Origin of the sequence: Bartonella callosciuri, assembly GCF_014203215.1 — a bacterium.
Classification (GTDB): Bacteria; Pseudomonadota; Alphaproteobacteria; order Rhizobiales; family Rhizobiaceae; genus Bartonella; species Bartonella callosciuri.
Genome location: NZ_JACHIM010000001.1, coordinates 316,434 through 333,247, shown reverse-complemented (window position 1 = coordinate 333,247; position 16,814 = coordinate 316,434). Strand labels below are relative to the sequence as shown.

The window sequence follows — 16,814 nt, the reverse complement described above, 5'->3', positions numbered from 1 at the left end:
TTATATCGGTAAGGTTATGGTAGAGCTCAAGGAACGTTATCCAAGCTAAATGAGTTTTTCTAAGGTTTGCAATAACTTTCGTAAAAAATTAGAATGAATCTTACCAATTTGCAAAGGGCATTTGAAAGTGTTTTTTACGACTGGCAACTTATTCAGTGTACAGAAAGCATGGAGACATTGTTAAGAAGCATTTATCCTGTAAAATTAGTATGAGGGAAGAGTTCTTTGAAATAAGCAAATTGGTGTTTTTTTCTATTGATGGAGAAACAAGATGCCTCTTTTTGTGCTATGTTCTGCTTTCCTCTATGAGAATTACATCATTAAAGGAGTTATAAGCGTTTTAACTTTTCTAAAAATTTATTCCTGCAATCTCAAGAAGCTTTTAGAAAAAATAAGGCGGTTAGAAAAACTGTCTGATAAAAATTTAAAGTTTTTTTTAAACATGTTGTCAATCATCTTTGATGCTTCAAAAATGTTTCTTGGTATTTAGAGCTACCATATATTTTAAAAGGATGGATATTCTTCTGCAGGTAACTTAAATGCAGATAATTTTTAATATGGTGTACATATTCAAAGCTTATCAAAGACAAGTTTGTTTTATGTTTTCATGGTTAGGATGAGGTAAAAGAGATTTTTAAATGCTTCTTTGTAAAAGTGGCGATATTTCCGCGTTGGAATGGTTTAAAAAGTATTGCGAAAAAAGTTTTTCATGCATAGTATGCTATTCAGATAAGTTTGAAAACTTGTTCCTTACCTTGAAAAAATTATATAAAATCAATGAGTTTTCAGAATGGAAAAAGTATAGTGTTTTTTATTTATGCAGGATTTGTTGTGTAGAGCGGTGAAGCTGTTAAAAAAAGCTCGGTTAGCAACAATGGCTTGCCTTCTAATCGCAAACGGGAACGTCGTGCCCATAGTCCACCTTGCTGGCCGATATGAATGTAATCGCGGGTTAATTTGTCATGATTAAATAAATAATGTCCCAGTGGTATAGTGCCTAAATGCATCAGAGCTTGATGGTGTTCGGATAGAGTTTCTTGCGGAATTACAGTACGTCCAAGGAGCCAAGGCTGATTATCTCCCATTATTATGACTTCGCGTAGCCAGTAACGTGCACTCTTGGGCAAATGTTCCGCTTCTTCTTGCAATTTGTCATGCGTAATAAAACATTCACGTTGTGGTTCGACATGGATGCAGGTACAGTGCTGTTTCAATCGAAGTGTCATAGAGTCCGACTCCATAAGCCAATTGCGGATGCTTTCTGGTATTGGAGGATCTTGATCAGATAGCCACGTTAGAGGTGGTAAGATGGAATCTCTAGGATCAGACATCGTTTCACTCCACATCTAAAATCGTATTCTGTACACTATACTGGATGATATAAATAAACGCTTCTTGTAATGGAGAAATGCAAAGGTAGCAAGCTTTTAAATGGAAAGCTGTAAAGGAAAAATTTAACCGATGGGAACTTAAAGAAGATCTACAGAGAATATATTTATTGGATTGAATCTTAATTAAAAAATGAAGGAAAATCATATATTATGATTTATCTGAAGCCCTTTCATACTATGCGTTTTGGAACTTTCTTGATAGTGATAAAGGTTTAGGCATTTCCAAAAGTTAAAACCATTATATTTGAAGAATTCATATGTGATAATAACAGCTACTTAAGAGATGAACCTCAAAAATTAGTTAGCTTATGTGAAACTGTTTTAGACATAGCAATGATGGGAGAATGATATGTCTTGGAAATAGTATTTCAAGCTCTAATCCATATTTCGATTTTTTTGATCCTAAAAACCATCAAAGTGACGAATTTACACATTATAAATCAAAGTCGATATTAATTGGTCACACTGTAGGAAAAGAATTTATACAAGAGAAATTAACAACAAGATTTGCACAATCTATTAAAGATACAACATATAGTTCATTAATATTCTCAAAAAATGTTATTAAAGATGATTTTGCTTTCATTAATAAAATGAAATCTATTAGGAAAAAACATAGATTAATCTGATTATTAATGGAGAACAGTGAGCTATATTTTGCGGCAGATAAATTCTTCATTAGAGAAGAAAATATCAAAGAATTTCCTACACACAGCATTGATAACAAAGTCCTCTATGAAGATGCAATTAAAGAAAACCTTGCTAAAGATGCTTACTTAAAACGGCTTGCAAAATTTATTAGAGAAGGCATGTAGTTTTCAAAACAATGAAAGTAAGACGATTAATGGAACCTTTCATTAAAAAAGTATAAGCTTATGAAAAAATTTATATCACGTAAATGCATTCAAATTTTTGAATGTTAAAAAGTTGGTGTTGATATGTTTATTTAAAAAAGAATAAAAATCTTATCAAATCATAAAGTTTTTTGGCTTTATAGTGATGTTATGGTATATGCGAATGCAGGAATGTTAGAAAAATATCGTTTATAAAAGACTAAATTATTTTGTAATAAAATCATCGATAATAACAAACTTATTAATATTATTAATCCTTAGAGATTTTTAATAAGTGATAAATATTATAGAGTTTGAATATAATATTCTTTCATTGTAAAAAATGATTTTTGAAATGTGTGGTCCTTTAAATTTTATATTGGGTGATTGAGAAAGTCTTTAATTCATAAAAGGTGAGAATAGAAGATACCGAATAACAAGGGAAGAGTATCTTTTTATAACGTTTAGTTTTTTATCTCCGACGCATCCTAGGAAACTTTCTTTTCATTTATGAAATTCAAAAGGGATATTTGAGTCTTTGAATGAAATGGTCCTGTTTGTAGAGTGCATAGAGTTAAGTACTATGCGATAGAGTTTTGGAGCAATTGTTGTTCTTATAATAATATGTATTGATTGTATTGGTATTATATTGAGATGAGCAAGGTTTTATTGTGATTGGTATATTTTATTTCTTACCAGAACCTTGGGCATTATGAGATAGTAGGAATAATTAGATATTCAATCAATGATATTTTAAGCCGGAATGATAGAAAGATAAGCTCGTATTGCATTCTAAACAACATCGATATCTCCGCTGGTATGAGCACATCACAGCATATTCGTTATGGCGGCATATGTGTTGCTAAAGACCTCTACCGTTTCTAGTTTAACGAGGCGGTAATGGTGATGTAAGGTTATGTAAGAGATTGCAGCTTAAGCATCTAACCCCCATTCCACCATTGGCTGCATCTTTAAAACTATGGCAGAAATATTTTAACAATTTCACTCAGCACAAAAAGGTGCCTTAAAAAGTGAATAATGTTCTATGATCGTATTTTTCGCCCTATCCATATAAGAATACAGGCGCCTATAAGACCTGAAATAAGATAGCCAAGCCACCCGGCAAAACTCACACCTAAAAGGCCAAAAAGAAAGCTAGCTAATGCGGATCCAATAATCCCCAAGATAATGTTTAGAAACAATCCTGTCTGGCTTTTCATAATATATTGCGCAGCCCAACCTGCAAGGCCACCGATAATAATAGCTGCAATCCAGCCGATATTTGCGTCTTCCATTGTACTCTCCTTTGCCTGAATTTAAACTGTTAGTTCTAATTAGGGTAAGCTTTGTAAAGGTCAAGGTTTACTTCTTTTTGCCGAGGGGCTCTTGCTGGGAACTTTATTAAAATTTCTGCTTCGTGGATTCTCAACCAATGTGAATATCTTCTGCCTGCAGTATTATATCTATAAAATCATATACCGCACGTAACATATGGCTAACTTATTGAGCCATAATATATAATTTCTCTAATATTACAAAAAGTGCTGAATTTAACAACCACTTTACGTAAAAATATCTGCGAGAGTACTTTGCAATCATAAAATGTATATTTATGAGAGGCTTTCTTGTAAGTTTTTATACAAGTTTTGCAAAAAACTAAAATGATGTGATTAACGCCAGAAGTAAAATTGATACTCAAAAAGTTGAAAAGAATATCACCAATACGGTATCAATGTTGTTTGAAATGAGGTTTTAAAATGTTTCTCTGTAATTCTTTGAAACATATTGTGTCGGTCCAATCTATAAAAATATCCATGAATATTTATATTTCTTATGACACACCTTTTCCCTTTATAGTGCTTTAAAGTGTGCCTCCTTTATAAGGACACTTCAATGTTCATAATGCAATGATTGATATGGTTCGTTTATTATCTCTTTTTAAGATTAATATTTTGCTGTTTGTTGTTCCCAAGGATTACGCAGGCGGGAGCTTTTGAGTAGTCCTTGTGTTTCTAAAATTGGGTAGATCATTGAGGTTAAAAGGGAGTTGATTTGTTTGAGATCGCGTACAGTATCAAGATGAAGGCTGGACGACTCTACATTTTTGAGATCACCTTCACGAAGGCATTTAAAATGCTTTAAACTCATCTCTTTTTCTAAATTTCGCAGTTGATCTTTTTTCTGCACCAGTAAATGCGTAGTGTGTGTCCCGCGAAACACGAACATTAAATGCGATATGCGCATTAGCGAGAACAATGGTGTGGAAATGAAGCAAGTCATTCCATCTATCGGTGCTGAATTTTAAACCTTTTTGTTGTTTCTTTTTAACCAGCATAAGCATATTATGAATAATGATGTCTCTTGCTTGATCTAATTTTATACAAGCGCTTAGAAGTTCTTGTGTTTGAAGGGCCTCTTCATCAGACAGTTTTTGTCCAGCTAATCGGGCGAGATAAAGTTTGATTGCAGTATGTTTTTTGTCTAATATAATATTCAGCTGGTTGAGTTCACGAATGATATCAGGATCAGAATTTTCGTAAAGTTCCATGATTTTTTCTGGCATGATATCCACAAGATCACAAATATGGATAACTTCACGCATGACATTAGAAAGCGCTAAAGTTGGACGTTCAAGGACGCTATCATCAAGAGCTGTTTGATCAGATAAGTTAAGCATTTTATCGACTGGCGTTTTTTTTGTACTTATATGAACAATTTTAGTGGTCAGTTTTAAAGTCCATTTTGAAAGTGGGATCCCGGCAAGGAGAATGAAAACATTGAAAATGATATGGGCGTTAATAACTTGAGTAGAAGCGTTATTCCCAAGTCATGTGATTGGCGGTTGAAAAAAGAGAAATAAGATAAGGACAAGGATTGAACCGGCTCCACGCATGAGTAAATTCCCCAATGGAACGAGGCGGGTATTAGGGGAGGCGTTGCGTGTTAAAAGTGGTGCTATGAGGAAAGAACCAAAATTGACGCCGAAAACCATTACAACACATAGCTGAGCATGGATAAGATCATAGTTGGCAAAATTGACTATCAAAATAATCCCTGCAATAGATGAGTGCAAGAGGTAAGTTAATGTTGCTGCCAATAAAAAAGTGGAAACAGAATCGGTTGAAAGATAGCTAATGATGCTAGGCAAAATCGCGCTATCACGTAAAGGTTCTGTGGCTGTGCTTATCATTTGTAAAGACAAAATCAAAAGGCCAATACCGATGACAATACGTCCTATTTGGCGCCAATCGCGTTTTTCAGTTGTCATAAAGATACACGTACCGATTAAAAGACAAAGCGGTACCACGAGAGTAAGATCATAAGAGAGATTTTGACAACTAATGCTGATCCTAATTCTTCCCCACGTACAGCCGCCCGGCTAACCCAGAGACAAAACCAGACTCAACAAAAGAACCAACAAGGAGCGTTATTGCTGTAGAGCTTTGTAAAATCATTGCTGTAAAAAGTCCAAAACTTATAGCAAATAATGGTCTGGAAATGACGTGGCGCAGTTTGTATTTAAGCTTGTCACCATAGGCGCGTTCAACGCCTGTGCGCACCATGCGTGTGGCCCAAAGAAGGAGAAAAATAGCGCCTGCAAGATGAAGGAGTACCAATGAACCATTCATGATACTTTTCTTTCTCTGTTGTTATAAATAAGGTTGATCTAAAAATATTGACGAATTGAGGTTGATCATTTTACGTTTTTTTCACTTCTAATGCATGGTGAAAATCATAGCCACTTGGATTTTGAAAAATCCTGAGACCAAAACTAGGAAGAATGGAATAAAGGTGGTCAAAAATATCAGATTGAATTTTTTCATATTCTAACCAAACGGTTGTGTTGGTAAAACAATAGATTTCCAAGGGTAAACCATTTGGTGTCGGAGGGAGTTGTCGTGCCATCAGGGTCATGTTTTGTTCAATGTTTGGATGCTTTTCTAGATAAGAAAAGATATAAGCACGGAAAGTTCCAATATTGGTTAAACGACGTGTATTTGCTAAAACATCGCGATTTTTATCTAATTGCGTGTTCCATTTATTTATCTCTGGTATTTTTTCTGTGAAATAGTTCTCTAACAAATTAAATTTGGAAAGGCATTCTTGTTCTTCTTCTGTGTGGAAACGAATACTTGATTGGTCAATAAAAAGGGAGCGTTTAATGCGTCGTCCTCCCGCTTCTTCCATTGCACGCCAATTCTTAAAAGGATCAGTTACCAGTTTACGGATAGGCACAGTTGTACTTGTTTTATCGAAATTTTGAACTTTAACAGTGTGAAGTGCGATTTCAGTGACATTCCCATCTACATCGAGGCTAGGAATTTGAATCCAATCGCCAACACGTACCATATCGGTCGATGAAATTTGAATGCCTGCAATAAGAGAAAGCAGCGTATCTTGGAAAATCAACATTAGGACAGCTGCCATTGCACCAAGACCGGATAGAAGAATAAGAGGTGAGCGGTCAATCAATGTGGCGATCATCAGAATTGCAGCTAGAGTAAAAAGCGCAATTTTAGCGATTTGAATATAGCCTTTTATTGGTTTTAACCGCGCTGTTGGTCGTTGTTCATAAAGGATATTAATAACATTAAGAAGAGAAGAAATGGCAAGGACAACAACAAAAATAATGAAAGCGTTCGCAACATTACCTATAATAGTGCTGAGTGCACCAGGAAGTGTTGGTATAAAATTAATACCGATTGAAAGAGTAAAGGCTGCAACAATATTAGCGATGTATTGAATGGTGCACTCAATATCAACGGTTGTTTTTTTAGGAAGAACAGAAGAAAGCTGTTTTGCTCCATGAAAAAGTAGTTTTCTTGCTAAAAAATTGACTAAAAGTGTAATGATGATAAGAATAATGAGCCAAGTAATAGATTCTAGCAGCGGATATTGAACAAGGAACTTGATCACTTTATTTACTCTCCATTTCTCAGATTTTAAACGGTTGAGTCTTTAAACCTTTTCAACCGATCAAAGGCTAGTATTGGAATTATGCTCTAAAGTTATTAAATATGCAAAAAAGAATTTTAAAACTCTGTGAGAGATGATGCGCTTTCCTCCTGATTTCCTTGAAGAGCTCCGCATAAGATTGCCAATTTCAACAGTTATTGGACAAAGGGTGGTTTTTGATCCCCAAAAAAGCAAGCCTTCGCGAGGAGATTTTTGGTGCTGTTGCCCATTTCATGGTGAGAAAACTCCAAGTTTTCACTGTGATGATCGTAAAAGTCGTTATTACTGTTTTGGTTGCGGTGTGAGCGGTGATATTTTTACTTTCCTTTGTGAACTTGATGGATTGCATTTTTCAGAAAGTGTAGAGCGTTTAGCCGATTTTGCGGGGATAAAACTCCCTCTTTTTGATCCGCAAAGTCATAAGCGCCAAATGGAAAAAGCTGATCTTTATAACGTTATGAAAATAGCTACGGATTTTTTTCAACGTAGCTTACACGATGAAGAAGGTATGCAGGCGCGTCGTTATCTTGATGAACGCGGTGTAACGCCAAAAATTGCAGAGCGTTTTCAAATTGGTTTTGCCCCAATGAGGCGTACAGCTTTGAAAGAAGCTTTAAGTGCACGTGGTATTTCAATAAAACAAATGGAAGATTGTGGACTTCTCAAATTGGGTGAGGGAAATACAGTTTCCTATGATCGGTTTAGAAATCGTATTATGTTTCCTATTGAAGATTTACGAGGACGTGTGGTGGCTTTTGGAGGGCGTGCGTTAGAAAAAGATACGCCGGCAAAATATCTCAATAGTCCTGAAACAGTGCTGTTTCATAAAGGAAATATCCTTTACAATGCCGCCGCTGCTCGCAAAAATAGCCGCTCTGGGGGTAATGAAAGACTTCGTTCACTCCTTGTTGTTGAAGGTTATATGGATGTCATCGCATTAACTAAATCCGGTTTTGAGGGAGTGGTAGCGCCTTTGGGAACAGCATTAACGGAAGCGCAAATTGGGCTTTTATGGCAGATGAGGACTGATCCTATTTTGTGTTTTGATGGAGATGACGCTGGTTTAAAAGCTGCTTTGCGTGTTGCTGATCGTGTGTTGCCTCTTTTAAAGGCGGGGGTGTCTGTGCGCTTTGTTTTGCTGCCACAAGGCAAAGATCCAGATGAAATTATTGCTGCTGGTGGTGCACAACTTTTTTCTTCTTTTTTGCAAAAAGCAATTCCATTGATTGAGCTTTTGTGGTGGCGTTTTACAGATGGAAAGAATTTTGAAACCCCAGAGGCACGAGCAACGCTGGAAAAACAATTGAAGCAGCAAATTTTTACGATTAAGGATGAAGAGTTACGGCGTTATTATTTACAGGATATAAAGAAACGGCTTTTTGAATTTTTTTATCCTTCTTTTTCGAAAAAAAAAGATGCAGGACGATATCATAAGTCCTCTCAAAATAGCATATTTAAAGATCAACCTTTTTCTGCTGTAGTCAATTCTGACATAGTGCAAAACTCTTCGCAATCTATCCCTTTGCGTGAGGCAGTTATTTTATTGATTCTGGCTTACTACCCTGAGTTATGGTATGAAAATTTTGAAGTTCTTGCTGAGTTGGAGTTACAAAATACAAAATTAGTATGTTTCCATCAATCCATGTTGGAAATTCTTGGAGAACAGCAGCTTCATGATAAAGAGACAATGGTTGCACTTTTAGAAGAAAGAGGACAAAAAGCGTTGTTAGAACGTATGAAAGATCTTGTGCAACATGTTGGTATGGGGACTATTGTCGTCGGAGTTCCCATAGAGGACGCTCGTGCTATATTAAAACAAGCGCTCTACTTGCATCTTCAAGAATACCACCTACATAAGAGATTACAAGATATTGAAGAGCAACTTGTAGAAAATCCTAAGAGTGAGGTTTTTGATCTGCTTCGTGAGATAAAAAATGAGTTGGAGCAGACTCAAGCGACAGAGGCATCAATTGAAGGATTTGGAAGTTGGTTGGATGAAAAAATAGAGGGGAATAAGCAAGATATGATAAAATGATTCGCTTTTTTGATGCGAATCAGTCACCTAAAGCTTAATATGAGAAAATTTATGTAGAGCGGCATTTTTATAAGGAATGACGAATAAATTTTAGAAAAAGCGGGAAATTGGTTCTTACTATAGGGTGCAGAGATTATCTCAGAAAGGCTGAGAGGTGTCGGGGAAACTTCTGAAGTTTTCCCGCGTTTTTGTGTGAATGAAAGGCGTTTACAAAATGTATTCTTTCTAATAGCAATCTCTTCTAAGAGGAAATATATAGGATAAATTGTTGATACGTTAGGTGAGAACGCAAAAGCTGATCACGTGGAAGCTATGGAGTGATCGAGTGGAGTTAAGGTATGGCAACAAAGGTTAAACAGAAAGATAATGTAGAAGTAATAAGCCAAGCGAGTTTGGATAGTCCTCTTCTTGATTTTTCTGATGATGCCATCAAGAAAATGATTAAACTTGCAAAAAAAAATGGTTATGTGACGATGGATGAACTGAATGCAGTTCTTCCTTCTGAAGAAGTTAGCTCCGAACAAATTGAAGATATCTTGGCGATGTTATCCGAGATGGGTATTAATGTCGTGGACGATGAAGACGAAGTCGAGTCTGAACATGATGAAGAAGAAGTCACAGTAGAGGGGGGCGATTTAACAGAGTCCTCTAGCCATGCAATTACAGCGACAACCAATAAGCGTGAGGTAACCGATCGTACGGATGATCCGGTGCGTATGTATTTGCGTGAGATGGGAGCTGTTGAACTGCTTTCGCGGGAAGGCGAAATTGCCATTGCTAAGCGTATCGAAGCAGGGCGTGAGACAATGATTGCAGGGCTTTGTGAGAGTCCTTTGACTTTTCAGGCTCTCATTATCTGGCGTGAAGAACTGAAAGAGCATCATATTCTTCTGCGTGAAATTATTGATCTTGAAATGACTTATGCGGGTCCAGAAGCAAAACAGGCTCCTGTTGTTGAACAAAGTGAAATTGATAAGATAAGAGAGGAAAAAGTATCTTCTGGCATACGTAATATGGAACATATCGTGGAAGACAGAGGCGTTGAGGATGATGAAGAAGACGATGACGAAGTTAACTTGTCCCTTGCTGCAATGGAAAATGAACTCTATCCCCAGGTCATGGAAACATTGGATTTCATTGCTCAAACCTATGTAAAATTGCGAAAGTTACAAGATCAGCATGTTGAGAGCAGTTTGGTAGAGTGTAAAGAAGGGGCTCTTTCACCTTCTCAGAAGAAAAAATATATTCAATTAAAGGGTGAGTTGATTCAAGCAGTAAAATCTCTTTCTTTGAATCAAAATCGTATCGAATCCTTGGTTGAGCAGCTTTATGATATCAATAAGAGGCTCATTCATAATGAGGGTAAGCTGAAACGGATAGCTAATAACTATGGCATTAGTCATCAGGATTTTTTAAAAGAATACCAAGGTCGTGAATTGGATGCAGATTGGATAAATTATATTGCGACTTTGCCAGGGCCTGGTTGGCAAGAATTTTCAATGTGTGAGGCCAAAGAAATTCAACGCTTGCGTAGCGAAATACAAAATCTTGCACAAGAAACTGCCATTTCCATTGGTGAATTCCGTCGGATTGTTATGCAAGTGCAGAAAGGTGAGCGCGAATCAACAATTGCTAAAAAAGAAATGGTGGAAGCTAATTTGCGTCTCGTGATTTCAATTGCAAAAAAATATACTAATCGTGGTTTGCAGTTTCTTGATCTTATCCAAGAAGGCAATATCGGTTTAATGAAGGCTGTGGATAAGTTTGAATATCGGCGTGGGTATAAATTTTCTACTTATGCCACATGGTGGATTCGCCAAGCTATTACCCGATCAATTGCTGATCAGGCGCGTACTATTCGTATTCCTGTCCATATGATTGAAACAATTAACAAGATTGTTCGTACTTCGCGTCAGATTTTACATGAAATTGGGCGTGAACCCACACCAGAAGAACTGTCTAGCAAACTTTCGATGCCATTAGAAAAAGTACGAAAAGTCCTTAAAATTGCAAAAGAACCTATTTCACTTGAAACACCTGTTGGGGATGAAGACGATTCCCATTTGGGTGATTTTATTGAAGATAGAAATGCACTATTGCCAATTGATGCAGCTATTCAGGCTAATCTGCGGGATACAACGACTCGCGTGCTTGCTTCATTAACACCACGGGAAGAACGTGTTTTGCGAATGCGTTTTGGTATAGGGATGAATACCGATCACACCTTGGAAGAAGTTGGTCAACAGTTTTCAGTCACAAGGGAGCGTATTCGTCAGATTGAAGCAAAAGCACTTCGTAAATTAAAGCATCCTAGCCGTTCACGAAAATTGCGGAGTTTTCTCGATTCTTAATGAGAAATTTGTACATTTTAAAAGATGCATGCTTTCTTGGTGAAAATGGATGAAGGACATATTACCTCGTTCTTGAGATGTCTTTTTGAGAAGAGTGTATAGGAAGTGTTGAACAATCTGTCCGATCCATATGGTGTTCAATCTTTCTCTTGGGTTTGATGTTGTTTACTGTCTATGAAAAATAACAGATATGCGGTGTGAAGTAATGTGGTGATTTCTCAAAGGAATGTATGGTATCTAATATGTTACTGCATCTACTGGTGAGTTTATGAAGAGGGGGGAAGAATGCCTTATTGAAATGTATTAGCTTTTTGAAGAACAAGGTATATTCTCTCTTGTACAGAGGCTTTCAGTCAAGCAATTTATATCGGTATGTGGGGGTGAAGATTCCATTCAGATGATATTATTGTTTTAGATTGTAAAACATTTGAAATTACGTATTTTAGTTGACTTTTATATGTACTTATAATGGATATTTTTGATGTATTATTTTCTTTACACAAGATGTTTGTTAAAGATAGAGTGTGTCTTTATTCAATTGAGTTTAAAAGACTGTCTTGGCAAGACATAATCCATTGTGGTTATTTCGCTTTTGATAGATTGTCTTGTTGGAAAAGGCTATAGCCAAGTTTATGCGTGAAAAGCTGCCCTTTTGGAAAATAAAAAAACTAGAAGAAATTTCTCTTTCTGAGTGGGAGAGCCTCTGCGATGGTTGTGGGTTTTGTTGTTTGCATAAAGTAGAAGATGATGATACCGGTATATCTATTGCAACTAGTGTTGCTTGTCGTCTTTTGGATGGAGAAATTTATCGGTGTCGGAACTATGTTCATCGTAAATCAATTGTTTTAAACTGTATAGCATTGGATGTTGCGACAGTAAAAACAGCCCGTTGGCTTCCCGAAAATTGTGCCTATCCGCTGATTAATAAGGGAAAAGATCTTCAATGGTGGCATCTACTGGTATCAGGAAATTGTCAGACGGTGCATCAAACACCATTTTCTGCACGTGTATAGATAGAAATTTACGAAGATGAATTATCGTCTGAAGAAGTTTATCTTCCACCATATCACCGGGCTTCTCTGTGAAGGCCAGTGATATGATTATTTTACGCAATAATTGATGACATTCTATGACTGAATTAGTCTATAGAAAATACTACGGTAACACTGACATTATAGCCCAATTCGCCTCCTGAGAAATTTGTCGCAGCATAACTTGCATCTACTGCTCTGCTCATGAGGCGCGTCGTTGGATAATAACGGTCATTATTTTCATTGATTTCAATGATTTTTCCTAACTTCAAATTTGCTGCTTGTGCTATAGTTTCTGCTTTTTCAATAGCTTCAGCAATGGCTTTTTTACGGGCTTCTTGATAAAATGGCTTTGTATCAGAGTTAGTAAAAGTAATGCCATTAACCGAGTTAACACCCAGTGCCATTGCTTGATCAAATATTTTCCCCGCATTGGTAAGATCACGAATACGCACTGTTAAAGAATTTGAAACATGATAAACTTTTTCATTATCCTTTTTTTCTTGATGTTTATCTGGGCTAGATTGATAAATGGATAAACCTGATGTTTGCAAGTCATTTGCTTGGATGCCATTGTTTTTAAAAGCATTTACAATATCATTCATGGATTTATTATTGGCTGCTAATGCTTTCTGGGCAGTTTTATCATAAGTTACAACGGCTAGATTGATAATTGCCATATCGGGTGTTGCTTGGCTTTCGCCTGTTGCAGTAACAGTAATCGTTGGATTTTTCATTTTGCTTTCTTCAGCATTTATGGGCAGTGAACTAGCTAGAAGTGTGAGTGCCATCATAGCTATTTTAACTTTATAATGATTCAGCGGTTGGAAAATTACTTTTGTCATATCTACTCTTAGTCCTTTGTATTTGCAGGTTACGATTTTCTCACTTTTGAGAGTCCTTGTAAAGAAATTAGGGCATTAGAAAAAAAGTCGATAGAAAAGAGAAAAAGATGGGTTATAATTGAGGTGAGCTCTTGTATCACAGGGCATTTTAGTTTAGAGAAAAATAACCTGTGTGGGGCCTGTAGCTCAATTGGTTAGAGCCAGCGGCTCATAACCGCTTGGTTGGGGGTTCGAGTCCCTCCGGGCCCACCATTGTAGAGCAGATAGACTATAGAAAAGTTTTGTTCTGTGTCCTTTTGTGTAGCTTGCCAGGTGATTTTGTATAATTTGCACGATTTTTGTGCGAATTTATTTTTTAAAGATTTTCCAAAGCTTTCTCTCATTTTTGTACTGGATATTGATTTTTGCTATTTTCTATTTTTTCTACCAAAACCCAATTTGATGAAGAGCATATTTAATGGTAAGAAATATTTAAAAACAATTGATTATAGCCTATTCTGACCTGGTCCCACTGAGTACAAACTTAATGTAAAACTGCAGTCTATATTGAATCTTTTCTTAGTTTTTTGATTGTTTTTTGCAAATGGTGCGCTCTTCACCATTTTGCTATGAAGTATGATGCCACATTTTCTTTAATCTAGCCAAAAAAGATTCCATTTAAAACCTTTTAGCATTTGCATTAGCTGATATGTAGAGATGTTTATTTTTTGAATCTCTGCGTTGATTTTTTTAGTGACTTTTACATTATCTTCTCCAAGAAACAGGGTGCTACGATTTTCTTTAATGGTTTTGTTACTGCTTTTTTGCAAATTCAGATAGAATTAGAAGAGAAACTTTTATTTTAAATTGGTTTTTTCTGTTTTTAAATTAAATGATATTATTGTAACATCTTATCACTTTCTCCAAATTGCATCATCGTAATTCAAGCTTGTGCCAAAGAATGTCGTCCATAAACGTTGTGGTCAATGATGATAACATTTGCAGATGTTTTTTTCCAAGCCGGGAATCGGTTCTTCTTGTAGTAAATGCTTGTGAATTTATGTGCAGGCATCATTGGGGCTTGACCCATTGTATCTTTTTAAGTATTGCACTTTTGTTCATGATAGATCTCTATGCTAATATTTCCAGCGGGCTTTAAGAGGGAGGTGGCCTTTTTGAAAAGCATGTCATAGAATTATAAATAGCGATGCTTTTCATAAGAACTTTAAATATCGCATTGTTATGTTATTGCCTTGCAATATCATTTAAAGACATAGATAGTACTGTGTAAAATAAAGTAGAATAAAATTGTGGTATATTCTTCTTTTAAAATGAGCTTTCTTGCATTTTCTCACATAGAGGGCAGCAACGTCTTCAGAGATAGCTTTACATTGATTAGGTATTGGTTCGAATGGCAAGATTTGCGTAACATTATTAGCGTTGTTGATAAAAGTGATAATGTCAATTTTTTCATAAAAAAAGGTCTAGACCGTGCGATGTTTTTTGTTTCACCATGGTACAACCAACAGAATCCCATCTGATTTTATAAAACGATTTTGTCCACAACTGCTTTCATACTGCCTATTGTAAATATTTTTTCTAAGGTATGGGATATGTATAAACGCTTTGGCGTTCTATAGTTTGACTACACGGAGTGTAACTATGAAGAATGACAAGAAATCTGAGACAGCTTTATCTGATATTATCGTGAAATGGGAGGCTTTATCTACGTCTCAAAAACAGGAGATATTGAAAATAGTAGAAGATTCTGCAAATGCTAATCCGTCAAAAGAATATTTAAAGCTTCAATCTTCTTTTTATCTCCAGACGAAATTAAAGCGATGAGTTTTAAATCTTCATCGGAGATGTTAAAACCAGTTATTACATATATGGCGCTAGCATTGCCGAGTGTGTTGAGAATAGCCATAAGTTTATCTACCGAGGGCCTTTTTCCCCCGTGTATCATTTGTTGGACGTAATTTTGTCCACAGCCTGCTGCTTTGCTTATTTCAATCATTGTGCGTCCGTCACTTTTTATTAATTCAATTAAGCGTTGGAACCAATCTTTTTCAGTCTTTTTCATTTTTAGACCTTTACACATTTACGCTATAGCGTTAATATCACGCTGCGAATCCAGAATATATGATACAAGGAGCATGAAAATACCCATGCGAAACTCTTCGCTTATGAAGGATAGAGAATTGTTTTTAACTACTAACAAAATGTCCCCACACACTTTCTGATCCGAATCAATAAAAATGGTTGCTTAGTTTCACGATTGTGACAGGGCGGATGCATATGACCAGAGATGGAAATATGCTGGGTGTGTTCATGAAATATTATTGATAGTATACGCAGCATCATTACAAATCAAGATAAACTCTAACATTGGCATTTGTAAGAAATTTCTGCGTCCAGACAATGTGCGTATATAATGCGGTTTTGCGGCCTTAAGGAAAAAGATCATGGCTGTAGAAAAAAATATAAATTCATAGGCTATAACGCCAGTTTTCCTTTTATTCTATAAATTACGTTGCTGTCAGATAGTATGTCGCATTGTGCGTTAAGAGACTTTAAAAACATGAAAAAAAGGGATTTTGGTGATTTTATAGGGCATCAAACACTTCTCAGTCACAAAAGCAACTGTTGGGTGAAATATAATATGAACGGTAGATGCTTTATTGAAGATGGATATGTTTTTGCTTTCATGGTTTGTGATGATGGGTGTATTAACAATGGTACCTATATTAATAATAGCTTACAGATATATTGTATATCACCTGTTTTCAGAATCATTTCTATGTATGGTCGTGTAGAAATTTTCAGTGGGTTATATATTTACGACAAAGTAAAGATTTATTGTAATTCTAAGGTTAGTGGCAATAAACATGTTGACCGATATGTTTGTGTTTACAGCAATGCTAAAATCTATAACTATGCAGGAATTATTGAATATCCCAAAATTTATGTCAACGTGTTAATTCGTTGTTATGTAAAGTTTCCTGGAAAAGCAAAAGCTTATGGTTATGCCGAGGTTTGTGGCTGTGAAGATTTTTGCAATGAAAAAGAGATTCGCATAGGTAGCCGCATTCTATACGGTACAAAAGAGGTTAGAAAAAGGATGCAAGAGAGGCGCTTGTTAAGCTCATCGCGCTGTTAGCATTGTTTGAGATATTTGTGTTTTGTATAAATAAATACCGTGAAAATAATTGATGTGAGGATATGGATTTAGGCAGGCTTCATAGGACTGCTTTATGTCATTTGTTCGCATGTTTTGGTGGAGAGCACAAGTCTATGAGAGTGTGATTTGTGGTACTTCGTCTATGTATTTTGCATTTTTTTGATGAAGGATAAAGCAGAACAAATTGGTCGAGGTGATCAATTAAGAGCAAT

10 protein-coding genes, 1 tRNA gene and 3 pseudogenes are annotated in these 16,814 nt (G+C 36.0%); 8 read left to right on the top strand and 6 right to left on the bottom strand.

The annotated features are described in order from the left end of the window. Positions 1-815: 815 nt before the first annotated feature. Positions 816-1,331 carry a chorismate lyase gene (gene ubiC / locus HNQ69_RS01460; protein ID WP_183228324.1) on the bottom strand — a complete coding sequence of 172 codons (516 nt, stop codon included), beginning with the start codon at positions 1,329-1,331 and terminating at the stop codon, positions 816-818. Between the two features lie 392 nt (positions 1,332-1,723). On the opposite strand from ubiC, the pseudogene HNQ69_RS08290 reads away from it, so the two are divergent. Both HNQ69_RS08290 and HNQ69_RS01445 read left to right on the top strand, forming a co-directional pair. After that, a pseudogene (locus HNQ69_RS08290) lies at positions 1,724-2,020 on the top strand (phage DNA encapsidation protein); the annotation flags it as partial. A gap of 6 nt (positions 2,021-2,026) precedes the next feature. Further along, positions 2,027-2,206: a hypothetical protein gene (locus HNQ69_RS01445; protein ID WP_183228322.1), complete on the top strand. Its 180-nt coding sequence runs from the start codon at positions 2,027-2,029 to the stop codon at positions 2,204-2,206. A gap of 1,061 nt (positions 2,207-3,267) precedes the next feature. On the opposite strand, the gene HNQ69_RS01440 is transcribed toward HNQ69_RS01445, so the two are convergent. The 3 genes and pseudogenes from HNQ69_RS01440 to HNQ69_RS01430 form a co-directional block, all read right to left on the bottom strand. Continuing rightward, positions 3,268-3,519 (bottom strand): GlsB/YeaQ/YmgE family stress response membrane protein, encoded by a 252-nt coding sequence (locus tag HNQ69_RS01440; RefSeq protein WP_183228321.1) that lies wholly within the window; start codon positions 3,517-3,519, stop codon positions 3,268-3,270. 649 nt (positions 3,520-4,168) lie between these two features. Beyond that, positions 4,169-5,853 (bottom strand): annotated as a pseudogene (locus HNQ69_RS08120) (Na/Pi cotransporter family protein). Between the two features lie 70 nt (positions 5,854-5,923). Then, complete coding sequence (locus HNQ69_RS01430; protein ID WP_183228320.1) at positions 5,924-7,141, bottom strand: mechanosensitive ion channel domain-containing protein; 1,218 nt, start codon at positions 7,139-7,141, stop codon at positions 5,924-5,926. A gap of 136 nt (positions 7,142-7,277) precedes the next feature. On the opposite strand from HNQ69_RS01430, the gene dnaG reads away from it, so the two are divergent. The 3 genes and pseudogenes from dnaG (at position 7,278) to HNQ69_RS01415 (ending at position 12,661) form a co-directional block, all read left to right on the top strand. After that, on the top strand, positions 7,278-9,215 hold the full coding sequence (gene dnaG, locus HNQ69_RS01425; RefSeq protein WP_183228416.1) for a DNA primase: 1,938 nt from the start codon (positions 7,278-7,280) through the stop codon (positions 9,213-9,215). Positions 9,216-9,553: 338 nt separating this feature from the next. Further along, positions 9,554-11,566 (top strand): RNA polymerase sigma factor RpoD, encoded by a 2,013-nt coding sequence (gene rpoD / locus HNQ69_RS01420; protein ID WP_183228319.1) that lies wholly within the window; start codon positions 9,554-9,556, stop codon positions 11,564-11,566. Between the two features lie 632 nt (positions 11,567-12,198). After that, positions 12,199-12,661 (top strand): annotated as a pseudogene (locus tag HNQ69_RS01415) (YcgN family cysteine cluster protein). A gap of 43 nt (positions 12,662-12,704) precedes the next feature. Here HNQ69_RS01415 and HNQ69_RS01410 read toward each other — a convergent pair. Beyond that, a complete protein-coding gene (locus HNQ69_RS01410) occupies positions 12,705-13,442 on the bottom strand; it encodes an SIMPL domain-containing protein (protein WP_183228318.1) in 738 nt (245 codons plus the stop codon). Between the two features lie 175 nt (positions 13,443-13,617). On the opposite strand from HNQ69_RS01410, the gene HNQ69_RS01405 reads away from it, so the two are divergent. Together HNQ69_RS01405 and HNQ69_RS07720 are read left to right on the top strand one after the other, a co-directional pair. Continuing rightward, a tRNA-Ile gene (locus HNQ69_RS01405) sits at positions 13,618-13,694 on the top strand. Positions 13,695-15,083: 1,389 nt separating this feature from the next. Further along, the gene (locus HNQ69_RS07720; protein WP_246348450.1) at positions 15,084-15,266 is read left to right on the top strand and encodes a hypothetical protein; all 183 of its coding nucleotides are present in this window, start codon (positions 15,084-15,086) and stop codon (positions 15,264-15,266) included. On the opposite strand, the gene HNQ69_RS01400 is transcribed toward HNQ69_RS07720, so the two are convergent. After that, positions 15,199-15,504 carry a helix-turn-helix domain-containing protein gene (locus HNQ69_RS01400; RefSeq protein WP_183228317.1) on the bottom strand — a complete coding sequence of 102 codons (306 nt, stop codon included), beginning with the start codon at positions 15,502-15,504 and terminating at the stop codon, positions 15,199-15,201. The genes HNQ69_RS07720 and HNQ69_RS01400 overlap by 68 nt on opposite strands. A 498-nt stretch (positions 15,505-16,002) precedes the next feature. On the opposite strand from HNQ69_RS01400, the gene HNQ69_RS01395 reads away from it, so the two are divergent. Beyond that, the gene (locus HNQ69_RS01395; RefSeq protein ID WP_210302650.1) at positions 16,003-16,581 is read left to right on the top strand and encodes a hypothetical protein; all 579 of its coding nucleotides are present in this window, start codon (positions 16,003-16,005) and stop codon (positions 16,579-16,581) included. The last annotated feature ends 233 nt before the right edge of the window (positions 16,582-16,814 follow it).

What these genes read in the sequence shown, in the direction of transcription:
- ubiC (WP_183228324.1), bottom strand. Translation starts at nt 1,331, where the DNA reads ATGTCTGATCCTAGAGATTCCATCTTACCACCTCTAACGTGGCTATCT.
- HNQ69_RS01445 (WP_183228322.1), top strand. Translation starts at nt 2,027, where the DNA reads ATGGAGAACAGTGAGCTATATTTTGCGGCAGATAAATTCTTCATTAGA.
- HNQ69_RS01440 (WP_183228321.1), bottom strand. Translation starts at nt 3,519, where the DNA reads ATGGAAGACGCAAATATCGGCTGGATTGCAGCTATTATTATCGGTGGC.
- dnaG (WP_183228416.1), top strand. Translation starts at nt 7,278, where the DNA reads ATGCGCTTTCCTCCTGATTTCCTTGAAGAGCTCCGCATAAGATTGCCA.
- rpoD (WP_183228319.1), top strand. Translation starts at nt 9,554, where the DNA reads ATGGCAACAAAGGTTAAACAGAAAGATAATGTAGAAGTAATAAGCCAA.
- HNQ69_RS01410 (WP_183228318.1), bottom strand. Translation starts at nt 13,442, where the DNA reads ATGACAAAAGTAATTTTCCAACCGCTGAATCATTATAAAGTTAAAATA.
- HNQ69_RS07720 (WP_246348450.1), top strand. Translation starts at nt 15,084, where the DNA reads ATGAAGAATGACAAGAAATCTGAGACAGCTTTATCTGATATTATCGTG.
- HNQ69_RS01400 (WP_183228317.1), bottom strand. Translation starts at nt 15,504, where the DNA reads ATGAAAAAGACTGAAAAAGATTGGTTCCAACGCTTAATTGAATTAATA.
- HNQ69_RS01395 (WP_210302650.1), top strand. Translation starts at nt 16,003, where the DNA reads ATGAAAAAAAGGGATTTTGGTGATTTTATAGGGCATCAAACACTTCTC.